Genomic DNA, 16,635 nt, shown 5'->3' with positions numbered 1-16,635 from the left:
ATTGCTGCCATACCAAATCTTTTTAGCCATATGCTCGTTATACTAGCTGAAGCATGCTCAACGCGCACGAACACCGAGTAAGTCGGTTATTTTTGGAGGAGGGCGGGAGCCTGTGCAAATTCGGATTACCAACTTGGGGAAAACATACGGCGCCTTGCATGCGATAAGCGGGGTCACCTTAACGATACAAACGGGCATATTCGGGCTGCTCGGTCCGAATGGGGCGGGGAAAACGACGCTCATGCAAATTCTCGCCACCGTGCTGCCAGCCAATGAAGGAAGCGTGGAGATCGGCGACTACAAGCTGGGGCGGGACAATCAGGCGATTCGGGCGGTGCTCGGATACTTGCCGCAGGAGTTCGGTTTATACGGCAACTTATCCGGTTACGAGTATCTCGATTATGTGGCGCTGATGAAAGGAATAACGAATTTGCGCAAGCGGAAAGAGGAGGTTGCTTCGCTGCTGGAACAAGTGAATATGACCGATAAAGCGAAGAAGCGGATGGGGAGCTATTCCGGCGGCATGAAGCAGCGGATCGGAATAGCTCAAGCGATGCTCGGATCGCCGAAGCTGATTATCGTCGACGAACCGACGGCGGGACTCGATCTGGAGGAGCGGATTCGTTTTCGCAAGTGGGTCGATCAAATGGGCAAAGATCGTATTGTCATATTATCGACCCATCTCGCAGCCGATATCGGCAGCAGCTGCGATCGGCTTGCCATGATGAAGGGGGGCCGAGTCGTCTACCAAGGCACGCAAGCGCAGCTGCTTGAACGGGTGAAGGGGCGGGTATGGACGGGTAAGGTCGAGGAGATCCGGTTCGATGCCATCAAACCGTACCTGAACGTACTCTCCTCCCGGAAGACGGCTTACGGTCGGGAAATACGCGTGTTGTCCGGTGACGGAGCCAAGCCTTTTGAAGGCGCGGAGCCGGCGACAAGCGGATTGGAGGATGCTTATATGGATGTCATGAAGCCGGAGGTGCCGCTTCTATGATTACGATTTGGAAATATGCCGTCGTCGAATGGAAACTTATGTTCCGGGGATGGTTCGGCTTGATCCTGCTGGCCGTAACAGGTGGGGCTTGCGCAATCTCCCTGATCAATAACGCGTATGCGGATGATATCGGGTGGTATACCCTATCGAGTTCATACAAGTTCATGTCGTTTATGTTTATGATGGCACCGTTTTTGGCTGTATCGGCGGCGCGAAGGGATACCGCAGTGAAGATTCGTCCGATACATGACGCTTTGCCCTATCGTTCCGTACAATTGATTACGGCCAGACTGCTCGCCTTGATCATTCCGCTGGGCGCGCTCGCCCTGCTGCCCGCGTGCTTTTACGCCTATCATGCTTTGCGTGCGGGGATGACGTTTTCCTCGATGTCAGCGGGATTATTTATGCTCGGCTCATTCGTCATTCCGACGACCTTTACGATCTTGCTAGGTTATTGGATCGGCACTTGGACCCGCAACCGCATCGTTTATTTGTATAGCTTGGCGATTGTTGCGGCTGTTTTGTTTTTGGCCAATGTTATTTTTCTCGAATGGATGCCGGCCCAGTGGACCTATTTGGCCGATATTGGATTAACCGACTTAACCCGGTTGGGCTTTTATTCGGAATTATGGGGCTTTACGGACGCTGCGGCATACGGGCTTCTCCGTTTGTTCCATACCGCGCTGATCGTCCTCTTATTCGGAGGAATCGTATACAGCGCGAAGAGGGGCAGAAAGGAAAAAAGTCGGAATACCGTCTTGTACCCGATTGCCGCCGCAGCCGTCATCACAATGGTTATGAGCGTCCTCGGCTATGCGTCCATATGGAAGGAGCGTACCGAATCGTCCAAGGAGAATTTCGCATTTTACAGAAAGCTGCTCCAAGAAAATCCTACGGAGATCAACAGGATCGCTATCGAACGGTTTCTGGCAGGTGAAGATGCGGACCCGAACGCGAATCCACTAACGCAGCAGCATAAGAACATGCTCCTTCTGGGCCGGAAGTACGCCATGCTGACGGCACTCAAATACGGTTTGAAGGTGAATATCGGGGAAAAGCACCGCATGGAAGTGCAGAGCGCGATCCAATTGCAGCATGGAGGCCAGGAGGCAATTGACCGCTTTCCACTGTCGCTCAGGCATCATTTCCAAATCCTTGAAGTAAAGGTCGAAGGGATGCCGGCAGCCTTCGAGTGGGAGCCCGGAGAGGATGTCGTATGGGTTGTCCCGGCTCGGCCCGTTCAGCCTCGAACGGTGGTGGAAACAACGATGGAATATGCGGGTACGATCAACGATTGGTATGATCCGCAAGGATCCGGAGGAATCGACGATTCCCTTGATGCCCATTGGGAGCGAAGAGTGTTTGTCGATTCGGATAAGCTGTTCCTGCCGGGATATTACGGATGGTACCCTTACCCGGGGACCGACAGGCTGGCGGAACTGGAGCAAGTACGCTTCGACGAAAGACTGTCAAGTCCCGTTGTGGATGAAGCCGTTAGAGAAAGCGAGCCTTATCGGCTGCCTGCCGATTTTCATGTGGAGGTTGAAGCGGGCGGACGGATGCATCTTATTGCAAACGGGGAGAGGAAGAATTCCCAAGCGGCGGATGGGAGACAGCGTGTCGTATTCGATGCGTCGGGCGTTCGCGGTTTCAACCTCATTGGCGGGAATTTGACCGAGTGGAGGGAATCGAATCACCAAGCGATGGTTTCGATCGTTTTATCGAATCAGATTCCTCCATCCCGGGCGAAGAGCATCGCCGGCAATCTGCTTGCACATTATACGGAGCTTTCGCAAATAGCGAAGATGCTCAATCCGGATGCTTTTTATCCGAGCCGCATCCATTTCATCCGCGCGGATTATCCGGGCCGGGTGCAAAACGAATCGTTCAACAACCAGCTGCTATACAGATCGCCACCGATCAAAGGTGAATTTCTTAAACCGATCGATAGCAATGGCTTCTACTATTTGTCTTACCCGAACCATCCTGCTTCGATGACCTTTAACGGCTTGTCTTATTTCGACGAGGATCTTGTGCGGGCAACGGTTCTTGATGCAAACATCATGTCCGTCCCCTTATCTAAGCTGGCCGGATATATGACGGAAGCGATATCGCAATCGATCAGGCATAACGGTAACGCGCAGGGCGAACCTTTGTTTATCCCGAGCATGCATAAATGGAACGGTGCGCCGCACCCGGTTTACTTGGCGATGAACAAAGTGTATGAAGCGTTCGGGAAAGCGCGTTTTCCCGAGGCGATCCGGCAAATATACGAGTATGCACGCCGTTATGAAGGAAATGAACAAGATGTCGATAAGGATTTCATCGTATTTTTAAACCGTTTGTCCCCATAAAAGGAAGGGGCGGAAGGAGGCCACGTAGAATGAAAGAGAATAGACGTTTATTATCTCCGCGGCAGAGCGGCCGCAACATTGCCGCACATCCGGAGAAGGCGAGGAGCGGTACGGAAGCTTTGCTTCGCGTGGGCATGGCAATCCCGTTTCTTTATTTCGGTATCCCCATCATCGCCGCGCCGTTATACCCCGGTTATAGCTTTATAAGGAATACCGCAAGCGATCTCGGCTCCAATCATGCCGTCTACCCGTTGCCGGTCAACGCGGCGATTATTTTACTCGGCATAGCGACCCTTATTGCTGCTTTCGGTTTTTTGCGTGCGTTCCTGCGTCTTGGAACCCGCCCATTTTTGGCGTGGATCGCATCGATCGCCGTTTGTTCAAACGGACTCGGTACCCTATTATCGGGAATATTCCCGAGTCCCGATCCGAGACATGGCGGAGGAGTTTGGGGGATCGGCACGTTCCTGCTGCCGCTTATTTTTGCCATCGCATTGTGGAAACAAAGCGATTCACGGCTTTTGAAAGGCTACCTCGTCGCCAATATCTTGTTGTTTGCGGCTATGATCCCGATCATGAGCGGAATGGTGGAAATCGACAAATCCATGATCAGGGGACTTCTGCAACGAATACTGGCATTTACGGCTTACACTCCGATTGGAGTAGGCGCCTATATGCTCCTGAAGCGGTTTCGGTCGAAGCGGCGAGCCGATACAGACAGTCTCGACAAATAAGAGCCACAGAAATGAGCCGGGAGAAGGGAGGGGTGCCTATGGTTTCCGACGAGGAATTGTTGAACCAGATCGCGGATGGGAGCGAGGCCGGCTTGGAGGCGCTTGTGTACCGCTATCATAAACCGATTTACGAATATTTGCAGCGCATGCTGAATGACAGATCGCTAGCGGAAGACTTATGCCAGGAATGCTTTATCCGTGTATGCAAGATCGTAAGGACAGGACGCCTACCGAGCCGGTTTCGCCCATGGATCTACCGCATCGCCACCAACCTGTGCAAGGACGTTTGGAAGTCGTCGGCTTATCGCAAGGAAGCGTTATGGGGAGCTGAAAAAATGTCCCTGCATTCGGCTGGCGACACGGTTTCGTCCATTTTGGAGCGACAGTGGGAACGGGAAGCGGTTATTCGCGCACTCGGCAGCTTGGCGGATGACGAGCGGGAAGTGATCATTCTCAGGTTTTATCACGAGCTCAAGCTGGACGAAATTGCGGAAATTTTGGAACAGCCATTAGGCTCGATCAAGACGAAGCTTTATAAGACATTTAAAAAGATGGCCCATCTATTGAAAACGGAGGAGGTGGATCCGCATGGAAAGGCGCAATCCCCCGGGTGAACGGATACAAGACATATGGAAGGAACTGGAGCCGATTTTCCACGAAGAAGCGGACAAGGGCGATGCGGGCGGGTGGGGCCGGGAAGTGTTCGAGGAAACCGCGCGCGGTTTGGAACGATATCGGGTGGCGGGTCCGTCCGATGAACAGACGAAGGCGCTTCTCGCACGCTTGACTCCGCAGGCGGCTGAGCCGGAGCGGCCGAGGTTTGCCGACCGTCTGCCGCATGCGGAGCCGGGAAGTGCGCCGCTATGGGTCGCGCTTATTCGCTTTATCGCGCCTCAAGTTCGGTTGTTTTCCAAGGCGTTCTGGATCGTATCGGCTGTCATCATGATTTTCGGCGCACTCGCCATGCCTCTTGTCGGGCGCAACGGAATCAATAGCTTCGTCTTCGTATCGTCATTTGTAGCCGGAATCGGTGTCTTCTATGCGCTGAGATCGTATGGTACGCCGATGTCCAAGCTGGAGGCGACTTTCCCGGTCTCTCCGGTCGAGATGATGATGGGACGGTTGGGCATCATCATTCTGTATGACATGATACTGGCTTTGGCGGCAAGCGTCCTCTTATCGCTAACCGGCCAGAGCGGTCCGTTGTTCGCGTTTATCATCGGTTGGTTGGCGCCTTTATGCTTTTGCACCGCGCTGGCATTTGCCGCCATCGTCCGTTTCGGGCCGAGGATTGGAGCCGTTTTGTCGCTGGCGGTATGGATGGCGCAATTCGCATTGAGGGATGTGCTCGGACCTTTTTATTTCATGAGCGACACCGGTTATGCATTTTGGGGAAGCAGCCGCATGATCGCATTCGTGATAGCGGCGATTCTCTTCTTCGTCGCTTGCCGGACAATCCGAAACGGCGGGAAAGGGGATAAAGGGCGATATGATCCGGCTTGATGTGTGCAAGGCGGCGTTCCGCCATACTTCGTCGGCTCCTTGGGTGTTTGAAGGTGCGGAGTTTTCCTTGTCGCCGGGAATAAACGCTTTATTCGGCCCCAATGGAAGCGGCAAAACGACGATGCTCGAATGCATCGCCGGCATCCGGACATTCGGCAAAGGCGACATTCGGTTTACGTTGCAGGGTAGACAGCTCGGGGGCAAACGGTTTCGGGAACGGCTCGGCTACGTTTCCCAGCAATTTGCCTTTTACGAGGAGATGAAGGCGGAGCATTTTTTGACTTATACGGCGGAAATGAAGCTAATCTCGCCCCGTCTGATTCCGGACAGGGTCGCGGAGGTGCTGACGGACTTTGGCCTTGCCCGATTTGGGCAATTCCGCATCAAATCGTTATCCACCGGCCAAAGAAAAAGATTGTCGATCGCTCAAGCGATGCTCAGCGACCCGCATCTGCTGCTTCTGGATGAGCCTCTGGAAGGGCTGGATTTGGAAGAGCGGGCCCACGTGATGGATCTTCTGCACGAACATGCGAACGGCTGCATCATACTGCTGGTCGGTCATATGTTTATGGAGATCGAGGATTGGGTCGATCAGGTGCTTTTTATGGCGGATGGAGCCATGTCCGGGCCGAAAACGCCACAGCAGTGGAAATCGGTTATGCTTCACGAGGCGCTCGGCAATGGCAGGGACGCGGAAATTCCCGCAGAGCGGTTTCCGACGTTGGAAGAGGTATATCTGGATTTCGTTAGACGCCGGAGGCGCCTTGATTGATAGCCATTTCGGCGGCACGAAGCATGGTCAGGCGCTATCCCGCTGGGTGGCGCCTTTGTTGTCGTTTATTAACTCGAGAAAGAAAGAACATTATTTTATTAAAGGCCGCGTAAATCGCGGCTTTTTTGTTTTATGGGATTAAGAGTGGGGTCCCAACAATCGTTTCGGGATGTTTCGTTTGCCTGCTAAAGGCATATAACCAAACTTCTTGCATCGGTCCTGAATAAAATGAAAAAAATATGGGATGCCCACGAGGAGGAGATTTCGATTAGCGCAATAAGAGTCATTAAGACGATACGAGTAGGGGAGGGCCCTACCGATATTGTATTAAACCGACGCACAAACAAGTTGTACGTGGCGAACAACAGGAGCGACAGCGTATCGGTCATTGACAGCGGCTCCAATCGAGTCATTGCGACCATCAAAGGTGTGACGGATGCGGCTACTATTGCCGTCAACCCGTTTACGAACCGGATTTACGTCGCCGGATCAGGGGGGAAATTATTCATCATTGACGGCAGGACGAATACTCTCATCAAAACGTTCAACGTCGGAGGAGCTTTTACATCGATTGCGGTAAATGTGCGTACCAATCTGATCTACTCGCTGAACATACTGAAAAACGCTGTAGCCGTCATTGACGGCAGGCGCAAAAAAATTGTAGCGACCATAAAAGTCGGTAAGCAGAACCCAGCTGCTGCGTTGCCAGATACGGTCGGTGTCAATCCTTTCGTCAACCGCATCTACGTCTTGAATACAGGTGCGAATACAATGTCCGTCATCGACGGATGCACGAATAAGGTGGTCAAGACGATCAAAATCGGAAATAGACCTTCCTCGCTTGCCATTAATTTACGTACGGACCGGATCTATGCCGTGACTTCGACGAAGGCCGGCACTATCGCCGTCGTCGACGGGCGCAATAATAAGCTGATTAAGATCATCTCAGGTGTTGGCAGCGTCGGTACCATGGGCATCAACCCGGTCACAAACCGGATCTATGCGCCGGATGATACGACGGGCAGCCGAAACGTGGCCGTCATCAACGGCGCCAACAATAAAGTGATCGCTACGGTCGTGAACGGTGAATCTCCGGTGCTGGCAGTCGTGAACCGGAAGCTGAATCGCATTTACGTTGCCACTGCCATTGGGGATACGTCTCGAGAAAGAGTATTCGTCATTAACGGGGCGAATAACAAGATCATAGCCAACGTCCGTGTCGGGCTTAGCACATTATCGGGTGTCGTCAACGAGAAGAACAATCGCGTTTATATGGCGAATCAAGGCGAAAACACGATATCGGTTATAGCGGGGTAGTCATAAATGGGGAATGTTAGGGGAATAACTCTCCCGTTTCAATCGTGATAGACTATATGTTTGAGGAAGATAAAGTATTAGACTGAAATCGTTGATCTGGCGCCATCTCGAAGATGGAAACCATCGCCCCAAAGGAGGGCGATGGTTTTTAATTAAAAAAACTAAAAAAGAAGAACTAGAGTTCGTCCTTCAAAGTTATGACGAATTTGACTACAAGGTCTAACTTAGGGATGCAGCTTAATATGAGATATGGATTGCTTCAATTCTATAATTATGGACATTTATATTCATTCCAATGGCTGATAAACTTACATAATACTTCAATACTATAGGAGTGATGATAATGGATAGGGTACGTTACAAGATAAGAGAAGTGATGGACCAGAGCAAGATTGAGACATTTCTGCAGCAAGCTCGAATTGGACATCTCGGAATGGTCGATGGTCATCTGCCGTATGTTGTTCCGCTCAATTTTGTTTGGACAAACGGAAAGCTTTATTTCCATGGAGCCACCGGCGGGAGACGAAATCAGGTTATGGCTGCGAATCCGGAGGTCTGTTTTACGGTTTGTGAAGAATATGGAACTATTACTGATCCGGTGCCAGCCAAGACGGACACAGCGTATATGAGTGTAATGATTTTTGGCAAGGCACAGCCTATCGTCGATCTGGATGAAGCTACACACATGTTACAAGAAATGATTTATAAGTATGTGCCTGGTTACTATAATCGGCCGTTACCCCAGCAGCACGTAGATAAATACCGATCAGCAGTATTCGGTGGTCCGGTTCAGGTGTATCGGATTGATCCACAGCATATCACTGCGAAAGAAAATCCGATTGAGGAAGAAAAAATGTTCAAACCAGGAAAAACCGTTTAAGCTGTTTTGGAAAATGAATGCTGCCGTTACTTGTGCGGCAGCATTTGCATTATTTCCTCAATTGTGGAAGAACCTTCGTGATCATTTACAAACGTAGAGCAGAAAGAGGGTAGGAAATATGAGCCATCTGGTTGAAGAGAATCTCAAAACCGTAAGGCAGCAGATGGAATTGGCATGTCAAGTCTCGGGGCGCAAGATCGAAGACGTGAAATTGTTGTTGGCGACCAAAACCGTACCGCTTGAAAAATTGCAAATGGCCATACAATCAGGTGAAACTCTGTTTGGGGAAAACAAAGCGCAGGAACTGCGGGGCAAATTTCCGCTTATGCAGCAGTATACTCGGGTGGAATGGCATTTTATCGGACATTTGCAGACAAATAAAGTGAAGGATGTTGTCAAATATGTTACGCTCATTCATTCTGTGGACCGTTTGAAATTGGGGCAGGCCCTGCACCATCAGCTCGTCAAAGAGAACAAGTCCATGGATATTCTGGTACAAATCAACACGTCCTACGAAGAAAGCAAATTTGGTGCTCCGCCGGAATCGGCATTGGAATTGGTGGAGCAATTGTCCCAGTTTGAAACGTTAAACGTGAAAGGCTTAATGACAATTGGAAAACTGAATGCTACAAACGACGAGACCCGGCACTGCTTCCGATTGTTAAAATCGATTCAAACACAAATTAGGGAGAAAAAGTTCCCGCGCGTACAAATGGAGATCCTCTCGATGGGCATGTCCGGTGATTTCAAAGTGGCCATCGAAGAAGGAGCTACGATCATCCGCGTAGGGACAAGCGTATTCGGCCAACGTTACCTGCCGGACAGTTATTACTGGAACGAAAATGCGCGTCAGGACGATTAGGAGAGAGGCAGGAGAAAGGATATGAACACAACATCATCTTCGCTGCGCGGTCGCGATTTGATATCGCCGACCATAGCCGCTTTAATATCTGTCATTGTCAACTACGGGGGCACCTTTATTCTCGTGTTTCAGGCAGCAAAAGTCGCGGGTTTAAGTCCCGAAATGACCGCTTCATGGATTTGGTCGATCTCCATTGGAGTGGGTATAACCGGGGTATGGCTAAGTTTTCGATACCGGGAACCAATTATTACGGCTTGGTCAACGCCAGGCGTGGCTTTTCTCGTTTCTGTATTAGCGGTCACCCCTTATCCTGAAGCAATTGGTGCTTATATGATCTCTGCGGCAGGATTTATTGTTTTAGGATTATCGGGCATGTTTGAACGTTTCGTCCGGCTTATTCCTCCAGGCATCGCTTCCGGGTTACTAGCAGGCATTTTACTGCAGTTTGGAATCTCAGCCTTTGGAGGAGCGAAAGTTGACCCATTGCTTGTCGTTGTACTGTTTGCCGCTTATGTTGTGCTAAGACGGTTTACATCCCGCTATTCGATTGTTGGCATACTGGCAATCGGATTGATTTATTTGATTTGTATGGGGAAAGCGGATTTCAGTACGATCCAATTGGCGATCGCATCACCGGTAATTGTCGTTCCGGAGTTTTCGTTACATGCTTTATTGGGCATTGCCTTACCGCTGTTTATTATTACCTTGACGGGACAGTACATGCCTGGAATGCTCGTATTGCGGAATGACGGGTTCAAGACGAGCGCGAATCCGATTTTGACCATAACGGGTTTGGGTTCGCTTCTTGCAGCACCATTCGGCTCGCATGCTTTTAATGTAGCAGCCATTACCGCAGCGATTTGCACAGGAAAAGACGCGCATGAGGATTCGGCAAAACGTTATATCGCAGGCATTGCCTGTGGCATGTTCTACATTGTTGTCGGCATTTTTGGCGTGACGTTGGCTGCTCTGTTTTTAATTCTTCCTGCTACCTTTATCGCAACGTTAGCGGGATTGGCATTGCTTGGCACAATTGGCGGCAGTCTTGCCAACGCTTTAACAGATCCCAAGGGACGCGAGACCGCATTGATTACGTTTTTAGCAACGGCCGCGAATGTGACTTTGCTTGGCGTCGGCGGCGCATTCTGGGGACTTGTCGCGGGTTTGGCAGCGCATTTATTGATTCATGGGAAATTTCGGCGTGAAAAATGGAATACCGGTAACATGAATGGATTGTAAGAAAGAGCAAATTCTGGCGGGGATGCTTGTATTATAAAAGCATCCCTGCTAGACGTTTAATGCCTTCTTCTATAGCTGATTCATCTACTTTAGCAAAACCCAGTACCCATCCTTTTCGATCGCTTTCCAAACAATACTTGCTTAGCGGATAAACACAGATTCCCTTTTCGATCGCCAAGTGCGTCACGGCTTCTTCGTCAAACGATGGTTTTGCCTCAAGAAGCATGTGCAAACCCGTTTCTACGCCGCTTAGCGTGAAGTGTTCGTTCAGACCCGTCGTGATGATGGCCTTCGTCATGGCTTCGTGTCTGCGCCGATATACATTTCGAACTCGTCTCATATGGCGCATGAAATGACCATGTTCGATAAAATGAGTGAGCGTTAATTGCTCCATAATCGGAAGATGACGATAGGTTAATTCATGGACTCGAGCGAGCTGACGAATGGCTTCTTTGGGACCAACGATTGCCGATATTCGAATACCAGGAGCGACCATTTTGGAAAAACTCATCATATACAACGTATTCTGAGGCCGCTGACTGAACAAGGTTGGGAGCGGGTCACCGCGATATCGAAATTCGCTGTCGTAATCATCCTCAACAATCCAGAACCGCTGCTCGGAAGCCATGTGCAACATTTGTTGCCTGCGAGGTTCCGACATAATAACGCCAACCGCACACTGGTGCGATGGCGTAACATACACAAGTTTGGACTCAGGGTGAATGCGGTCTACGCATAGCCCGTACTCGTCGACAGGGACGGATACAACTTGCATACGCCGATATTTCATCGCCATCCAGGCAGCAGGGAAGCCGGGATCTTCAACCGAAACCGTTTCTCCTTCATGTAAAAGGGCTTGGGCAATCAAATCGATGCTATGTTGTGCGCCTGAGGTTAACAGGATTTGATCGACACTCACATGAACGCCTCGTTCAAGTGACAAATAACGTTGAATCTGTTCTCGCAGTGGCAGGAACCCATAGACGTCGCCGTAAGCCCAACTGTCTAGGTCTGTTTCTGTGGAGGCCTGTAAAAATGATTGTCTCCAATTTTTTTGAAAATGTTCGTCCAAATAAGGCTCATGGGGACTAAAATCGATCTCTATTTTTCGATTCTTTTTGTCTCCGAACCAACTATGCAAATGGCCGATTGCAGCGTTCAATAATGGCAATTCGGGGGTGACGGGTCCTTGTGGCGCAGCATCCTCTGAAGGACGAGTCGCATAGGTCCATTCACTAACTCTTGTCCCGCCGCGACGAGAGGTTACGGTATACCCACGGCTGAATAACTCCTCGTAAACAATCTGTATGGTTGAACGGGAAACGCCAATCAATTGAGCCAGTTCACGGGACGGGAGCAGCAATTCGCCTGGCGGCCATTTTCCGGTTGTAATATTATGGATCGCTTGGTCAAGAAGCTGCTGCCAGATGGGACGGTCGTCATCTCGGTTTACTTTTAGCATTCATTCACCTTCAGTGTTGTTTCTACCGGGATTATGGATTGCTCAAATCACCGATTCATGTATAATAAGTAACACTCCATTGGTTGATATCCTATCACGACAATAGTTGCTTTTGCAATACGATAGAATTAGATAAACGAATTTTGTAACATGGCTGCGACTTCGGAAGTCGTAATCCCCATTCTTACGAAAATGTAAGCGAGAAGATCAAAATGGTTAGACAAGAGTCATTCATTTGCATGAAAGTTTCGTCTATAATCCAAACATAACTAATTTATTAAGGAGCAGGCAGATGAAAAAAATTATAGTTTTCGTGTTGGTTATCGTTATTTTTGCAGGTATAGGATTTGGAGTAAAACGTTTTGTAGAAGGTCCATCGCAATCAGTCAATGGAATTGTAGTTATCGGCACAGAAAAAGATGTGAATAAAGTCAAGCAGTTGTATAAAGATAACACCAAACAAACGATCGACTACAAATTGAAGCTGGTAACAACAAAAAAAACCACTAAATTGTCAGAGCAAGATCAGAAAGAAACGGGTAAAGAATTTGAAACCCGAGATATCAAGTATTCGGTTGTTAATCGATCCACAGCTGAGCAATTTGTCAAGAAGGGGATTATCAGAGCCAGAAAAGATCCTGACAGCTCGTCCATTATTTCAGAGCCTCTTACCGGCATAAAAGAATTATCTAATGGTCATAACCTGTTCTACTCCTCAAGTGATTTCGAGTTGAAGAATGGTCAAATCGATTTGAACGGTCAGATGGTACCCGTACAGTATGTTAAACATCAGGCTTGGATCGGGTATAGACCAACAACGGATCTTGTTATTGTTGACGACCAAACTTACAACAAATTAACCGAAGCAGAGTCAACGATCTCATTGATTCATTTTCAAAAGGGTAGTTTCGATTATAAGAATAAAGGTGAGACGAACAAGGTTTTAAACGAAATCGGGAACGTCTATGCAGGCAGCGAAGACAAAGTAAATTTTGTAGATGTGCAAGAATGAGCCGAATGATGAAAGGGCGGACGATATGGAAATCGTACGGATGGAAAATGTAGATAAAAGTTATGGTGAAGGCAATAATAAAGTGTATGCCTTAAAAGGGATTAGTCTTTCGATTCAGCAAGGGGAGTTTGTCTCCATCGTAGGTGTTTCCGGCTCTGGAAAAAGTACACTGCTGCATATTTTAGGAGGGTTGGATCGGCCCAGTTCAGGACAAGTATTCATTGGGGACAATAATATTTATGATTATACAGATGATGAGCTTTCGATATTCAGAAGAAGAAAAGTCGGGTTTATATTTCAATTCTTTAATTTGATCCCCGTATTGAATGTTCAGGAAAATATCGCTTTGCCTACGTTATTGGATGATGAGTCGGTAGATATGGCGTATATGAATGAAATTATTGAAATCCTGGGGCTTCTTGAACGTAAGAGTCACTTGCCTTCCGAATTATCTGGCGGCCAACAGCAACGGGTCTCTATTGGCAGGGCGCTTATAAACCGGCCGCATTTGATTCTGGCCGATGAACCCACAGGTAATCTGGATACGCGAAATACGAAGGAAGTCATGGATTTATTAAGATTAACGGCCAAAAAATACAATCAAACCATTGTATTGATTACGCACGATCTAACGATTGCATCGGCTTCTGACCGGATCATTACGATAGAAGACGGTAAAATCATTTCCGATCAACGGCAGCTGAGAAAAAGACATAGGCTGGAGGAGAATGATTTTGATCAGCAGCTATAAACAATTAAGCAGTAAGTATTTAAAGGCGAATATCAAACGAACCATCTTGACCTTGGTCGGAATCGTACTCTCTGTGGCGTTAATTTCCACGATCGGTCTGTTTATGAAAGGATCACAGCTCTCCCAAATTGAGAGCATCAAGAGGTTAAATGGGGTTTCTTTTCATGCCGGTATTTCAAATTACGATGAAGCGATATTAAATAAAATCAGATATAATCCTCAAATTGCATCGTTCGGTTTGATGTCTCAGGGGGGTATCGTTCCGGTTGGAGACATTTCTGTGCAAATGAATTTCGCTGATCATCACGCCTTGGCGTTTTTAACCTACAGTCTCAAGGATGGCAAACTACCGGCCAATGACCATGAAGCTGCTGTCGATTCTTGGGCGCTTCCTTATATCAAAAACGATCTTCAGATCGGCGACTCATTTGAATTGGATGGAAAAACATATCAACTGGTTGGTTTACTGGATAATCGCGAGTTTACACAGAAAAGTAAAGTGGGCCGGTTATTAACATATAAAGCCGATTTTGCTCTTGGAGAAGGCAGGATATTAATTGAAATAAACCAGAAAGCGAACTTTAAGGAGGTTTTAGAGGAAATAAAATCACTTACTGAAGACAAAAATATTGTTATCAATAATGAATTGATCAGAGTTTTGAAACCGGAATCGAATCAATCGATTCTGGCCATGCTAGTCATCGTCGTCAGTATTGTGGTGATCGCGACGGTTGTTGTCATCTACAACGCTTTTCAAATCAGCGTCGTAGAGCGGATGAAGCAGTTCGGCTTGTTGAGAAGCATCGGCGCTACGCGAAAGCAAATTAGACAAATCGTTATAAGAGAAGCTGCCGTACTGGCTGTTATCGCCATACCGCTCGGGATTGTCTGCAGCCTATTGGCGCTTGCTGCTCTCCAATCCGTTTTCTTGATTTTATTAGAAGATGGTGCACGTGTTTCGTTCTTTCATATGGATTGGCGAATTTTATTGATCAGTTCGATCATTACCTTGATGACCGTATTAGCGTCAAGTTATTACCCGGCTTTTTTTGCGGGCAGAATATCCCCATTGCTGGCAATCAGCAGCAGGTTATCAATTAAGAAAGAAGCAATCAAAAAACAAAAGAATACCGTGCTGAAAAAGCCTTTATCTTTTCCATTAAGCTTGGCCTTGAAAAACGTAAAAAGAAATAAAAATCGTTATACCGTTACGATCCTTTCCATCATTATTAGCAGTGTATTGTTTATTACTTTCTCGTCTATAATGGATATCGCATTTGCATCCAAATATGTGAACGATTCATCCGCTAAATCGGATCTAACCATCCATCTGAAACAGAATAGTCCTGATTCTTTAGTAGAAAGCCAGCAAACTGGGGAACTATTGAAGTCGATTGAAAATGTATCCGAAGTTTACAAACAGGACTCCAGTTTTAGAATCAATTTGAAGGATGCGACTCAAGCTCTCGCGACTGTTGCGAACATCCAGCAGACTGTTGGAACAAACCACGACATTACAATTGTTAATCACCTGGATGAGAATAGAGCTAAGGATGAATCAAAGCTCGTTATCAAAGTGCTTGTATATGGTTTTATTACAGTCATTTCTTTAATCGGCAGTCTCAATATCCTCAATACAATTACGATCAGCATCATCATCAGACGAAAAGAACTGGCCGCGTTAAAATCCATAGGCATGTCACAAAGGGATTTGAAAAAAATGATCATCTATGAAGCACTGATTTACGGTTTTTCCGGAAGTTTGCAAGGAATCTTTTACGGTTGTATACTTTCTTATATTATGTATTTGGCTGTTTCCGGTATGATGAAGATCCAATGGACGATCCCCTACGAGGCTTGTTTCATAACGTTTGTTTCCGCTTTGTTCATCAGTTACGTATCTGTTCTAGTCCCGCTGAGAAAAATCCAAAAAGATAATCTCATTGATGTTATCAGGGAACAATAATACCGAGGGCCTGGCTATTTTATAGTCGGGCTGTTCTGATTTATCGGTCTATGGCTGAAGTGGTATAAGGAAAAGGAGAGAACCCACTTGAATAAAATATTACTTGTTGAAGATGATGAGGCTCTTGGTCTAGCCATTGAATTTTCATTGATAAATGAAGGGTATGAGGTGGTCAGAGCCTCTAGTGTAAAAGAAGCGAAACAGCAGTTTGATCATAATCCTTTTGATTTGGCTATCCTAGATATCGGCCTTCCGGATGGAAACGGCTATGATTTATGTCTACATTTCAAAAAACAAAACGATTCGTCCGTTATTTTCTTAACCGCCCTTGATGAAGAAGCAAATGTGGTGATGGGACTCGATATCGGTGGGGACGATTATATAACGAAACCATTTCGAGTCAAGGAACTCATGTCCAGAGTGAAAGTGCAATTGCGGAAACAAGCGCGGCTGGATGCTTCTTCAGCGATCTTAACATCCGAGAATATAAAAATCGATACGAGCCAAGTCAAAGTTTATAAAAATCATGAAAGCATTCCATTAACGAATTTAGAATATAAGCTTCTGTTAACCTTCATGATGAACGCCCACAAAGCATTAAAAAGAGATGAAATCCTGCTAAAAATAACGGTAGGAGATGATGTTTTTTTCGACGAAAACACGTTATCTGTATACATTAAGCGTTTAAGAGACAAAGTTGAAGATGACCCCAAAAATCCGCAATTTATCATCACCCAAAGAGGATTGGGTTATCGGTGGAATAAGGATGTGAGCAGGGAGTAAGAT

At 47.4% G+C, this 16,635-nt stretch carries 14 protein-coding genes and 1 pseudogene; 14 read left to right on the top strand and 1 reads right to left on the bottom strand.

Going from position 1 to position 16,635, the window contains the following annotated elements; genetic code table 11:
• Window positions 1-112: 112 nt before the first annotated feature.
• From ET33_RS30740 to ET33_RS30695, 10 genes and pseudogenes are all read left to right on the top strand, one after another.
• The gene (locus ET33_RS30740) at window positions 113-997 is read left to right on the top strand and encodes an ABC transporter ATP-binding protein (protein ID WP_036691230.1); all 885 of its coding nucleotides are present in this window, start codon (window positions 113-115) and stop codon (window positions 995-997) included.
• Entirely contained in the window at window positions 994-3,351 is a 2,358-nt protein-coding gene (locus tag ET33_RS30735; protein ID WP_036691228.1) for an ABC transporter permease, read from the top strand. Before ET33_RS30740 ends, ET33_RS30735 begins: the two co-directional genes overlap by 4 nt.
• A gap of 29 nt (window positions 3,352-3,380) precedes the next feature.
• Window positions 3,381-4,085, top strand: coding sequence for a DUF998 domain-containing protein (locus tag ET33_RS30730; RefSeq protein WP_036691226.1), 705 nt, complete (start codon window positions 3,381-3,383; stop codon window positions 4,083-4,085).
• A gap of 38 nt (window positions 4,086-4,123) precedes the next feature.
• The gene (locus tag ET33_RS30725; protein ID WP_036691224.1) at window positions 4,124-4,699 is read left to right on the top strand and encodes an RNA polymerase sigma factor; all 576 of its coding nucleotides are present in this window, start codon (window positions 4,124-4,126) and stop codon (window positions 4,697-4,699) included.
• Window positions 4,674-5,588, top strand: coding sequence for a hypothetical protein (locus tag ET33_RS30720; protein ID WP_036691222.1), 915 nt, complete (start codon window positions 4,674-4,676; stop codon window positions 5,586-5,588). Before ET33_RS30725 ends, ET33_RS30720 begins: the two co-directional genes overlap by 26 nt.
• A gap of 58 nt (window positions 5,589-5,646) precedes the next feature.
• Window positions 5,647-6,360 (top strand): annotated as a pseudogene (locus tag ET33_RS30715) (ATP-binding cassette domain-containing protein); the annotation flags it as partial.
• Between the two features lie 354 nt (window positions 6,361-6,714).
• Window positions 6,715-7,677, top strand: coding sequence for a YncE family protein (locus ET33_RS30710; protein WP_161783581.1), 963 nt, complete (start codon window positions 6,715-6,717; stop codon window positions 7,675-7,677).
• Window positions 7,678-8,020: 343 nt separating this feature from the next.
• Window positions 8,021-8,557, top strand: coding sequence for a pyridoxamine 5'-phosphate oxidase family protein (locus ET33_RS30705; protein WP_036691220.1), 537 nt, complete (start codon window positions 8,021-8,023; stop codon window positions 8,555-8,557).
• A 118-nt stretch (window positions 8,558-8,675) separates the two neighbouring features.
• Window positions 8,676-9,419: a YggS family pyridoxal phosphate-dependent enzyme gene (locus tag ET33_RS30700; RefSeq protein WP_036691217.1), complete on the top strand. Its 744-nt coding sequence runs from the start codon at window positions 8,676-8,678 to the stop codon at window positions 9,417-9,419.
• 21 nt (window positions 9,420-9,440) lie between these two features.
• Window positions 9,441-10,658 carry a benzoate/H(+) symporter BenE family transporter gene (locus ET33_RS30695; RefSeq protein WP_036691215.1) on the top strand — a complete coding sequence of 406 codons (1,218 nt, stop codon included), beginning with the start codon at window positions 9,441-9,443 and terminating at the stop codon, window positions 10,656-10,658.
• Window positions 10,659-10,689: 31 nt separating this feature from the next.
• Here ET33_RS30695 and pdxR read toward each other — a convergent pair whose 3' ends face one another.
• Window positions 10,690-12,120, bottom strand: coding sequence for a MocR-like pyridoxine biosynthesis transcription factor PdxR (pdxR, locus tag ET33_RS30690; protein ID WP_036691213.1), 1,431 nt, complete (start codon window positions 12,118-12,120; stop codon window positions 10,690-10,692).
• A 292-nt stretch (window positions 12,121-12,412) separates the two neighbouring features.
• Between pdxR and ET33_RS30685 the strand changes: the two genes are divergently transcribed.
• From ET33_RS30685 to ET33_RS30670, 4 genes are all read left to right on the top strand, one after another.
• Window positions 12,413-13,132 carry a lipoprotein BA_5634 family protein gene (locus tag ET33_RS30685; RefSeq protein ID WP_036691211.1) on the top strand — a complete coding sequence of 240 codons (720 nt, stop codon included), beginning with the start codon at window positions 12,413-12,415 and terminating at the stop codon, window positions 13,130-13,132.
• A gap of 25 nt (window positions 13,133-13,157) precedes the next feature.
• A complete protein-coding gene (locus ET33_RS30680) occupies window positions 13,158-13,883 on the top strand; it encodes an ABC transporter ATP-binding protein (protein WP_036691328.1) in 726 nt (241 codons plus the stop codon).
• The gene (locus ET33_RS30675) at window positions 13,867-15,849 is read left to right on the top strand and encodes an ABC transporter permease (RefSeq protein WP_036691209.1); all 1,983 of its coding nucleotides are present in this window, start codon (window positions 13,867-13,869) and stop codon (window positions 15,847-15,849) included. Before ET33_RS30680 ends, ET33_RS30675 begins: the two co-directional genes overlap by 17 nt.
• Before the next feature lie 87 nt (window positions 15,850-15,936).
• Window positions 15,937-16,632 (top strand): response regulator transcription factor, encoded by a 696-nt coding sequence (locus ET33_RS30670; RefSeq protein ID WP_036691207.1) that lies wholly within the window; start codon window positions 15,937-15,939, stop codon window positions 16,630-16,632.
• Window positions 16,633-16,635 lie beyond the last annotated feature (3 nt).

The organism is Paenibacillus tyrphae (genome assembly GCF_000722545.1).
Taxonomy (GTDB): Bacteria; Bacillota; Bacilli; order Paenibacillales; family NBRC-103111; genus Paenibacillus_G; species Paenibacillus_G tyrfis.
This window is presented reverse-complemented; position numbering and strand designations above follow the sequence as displayed.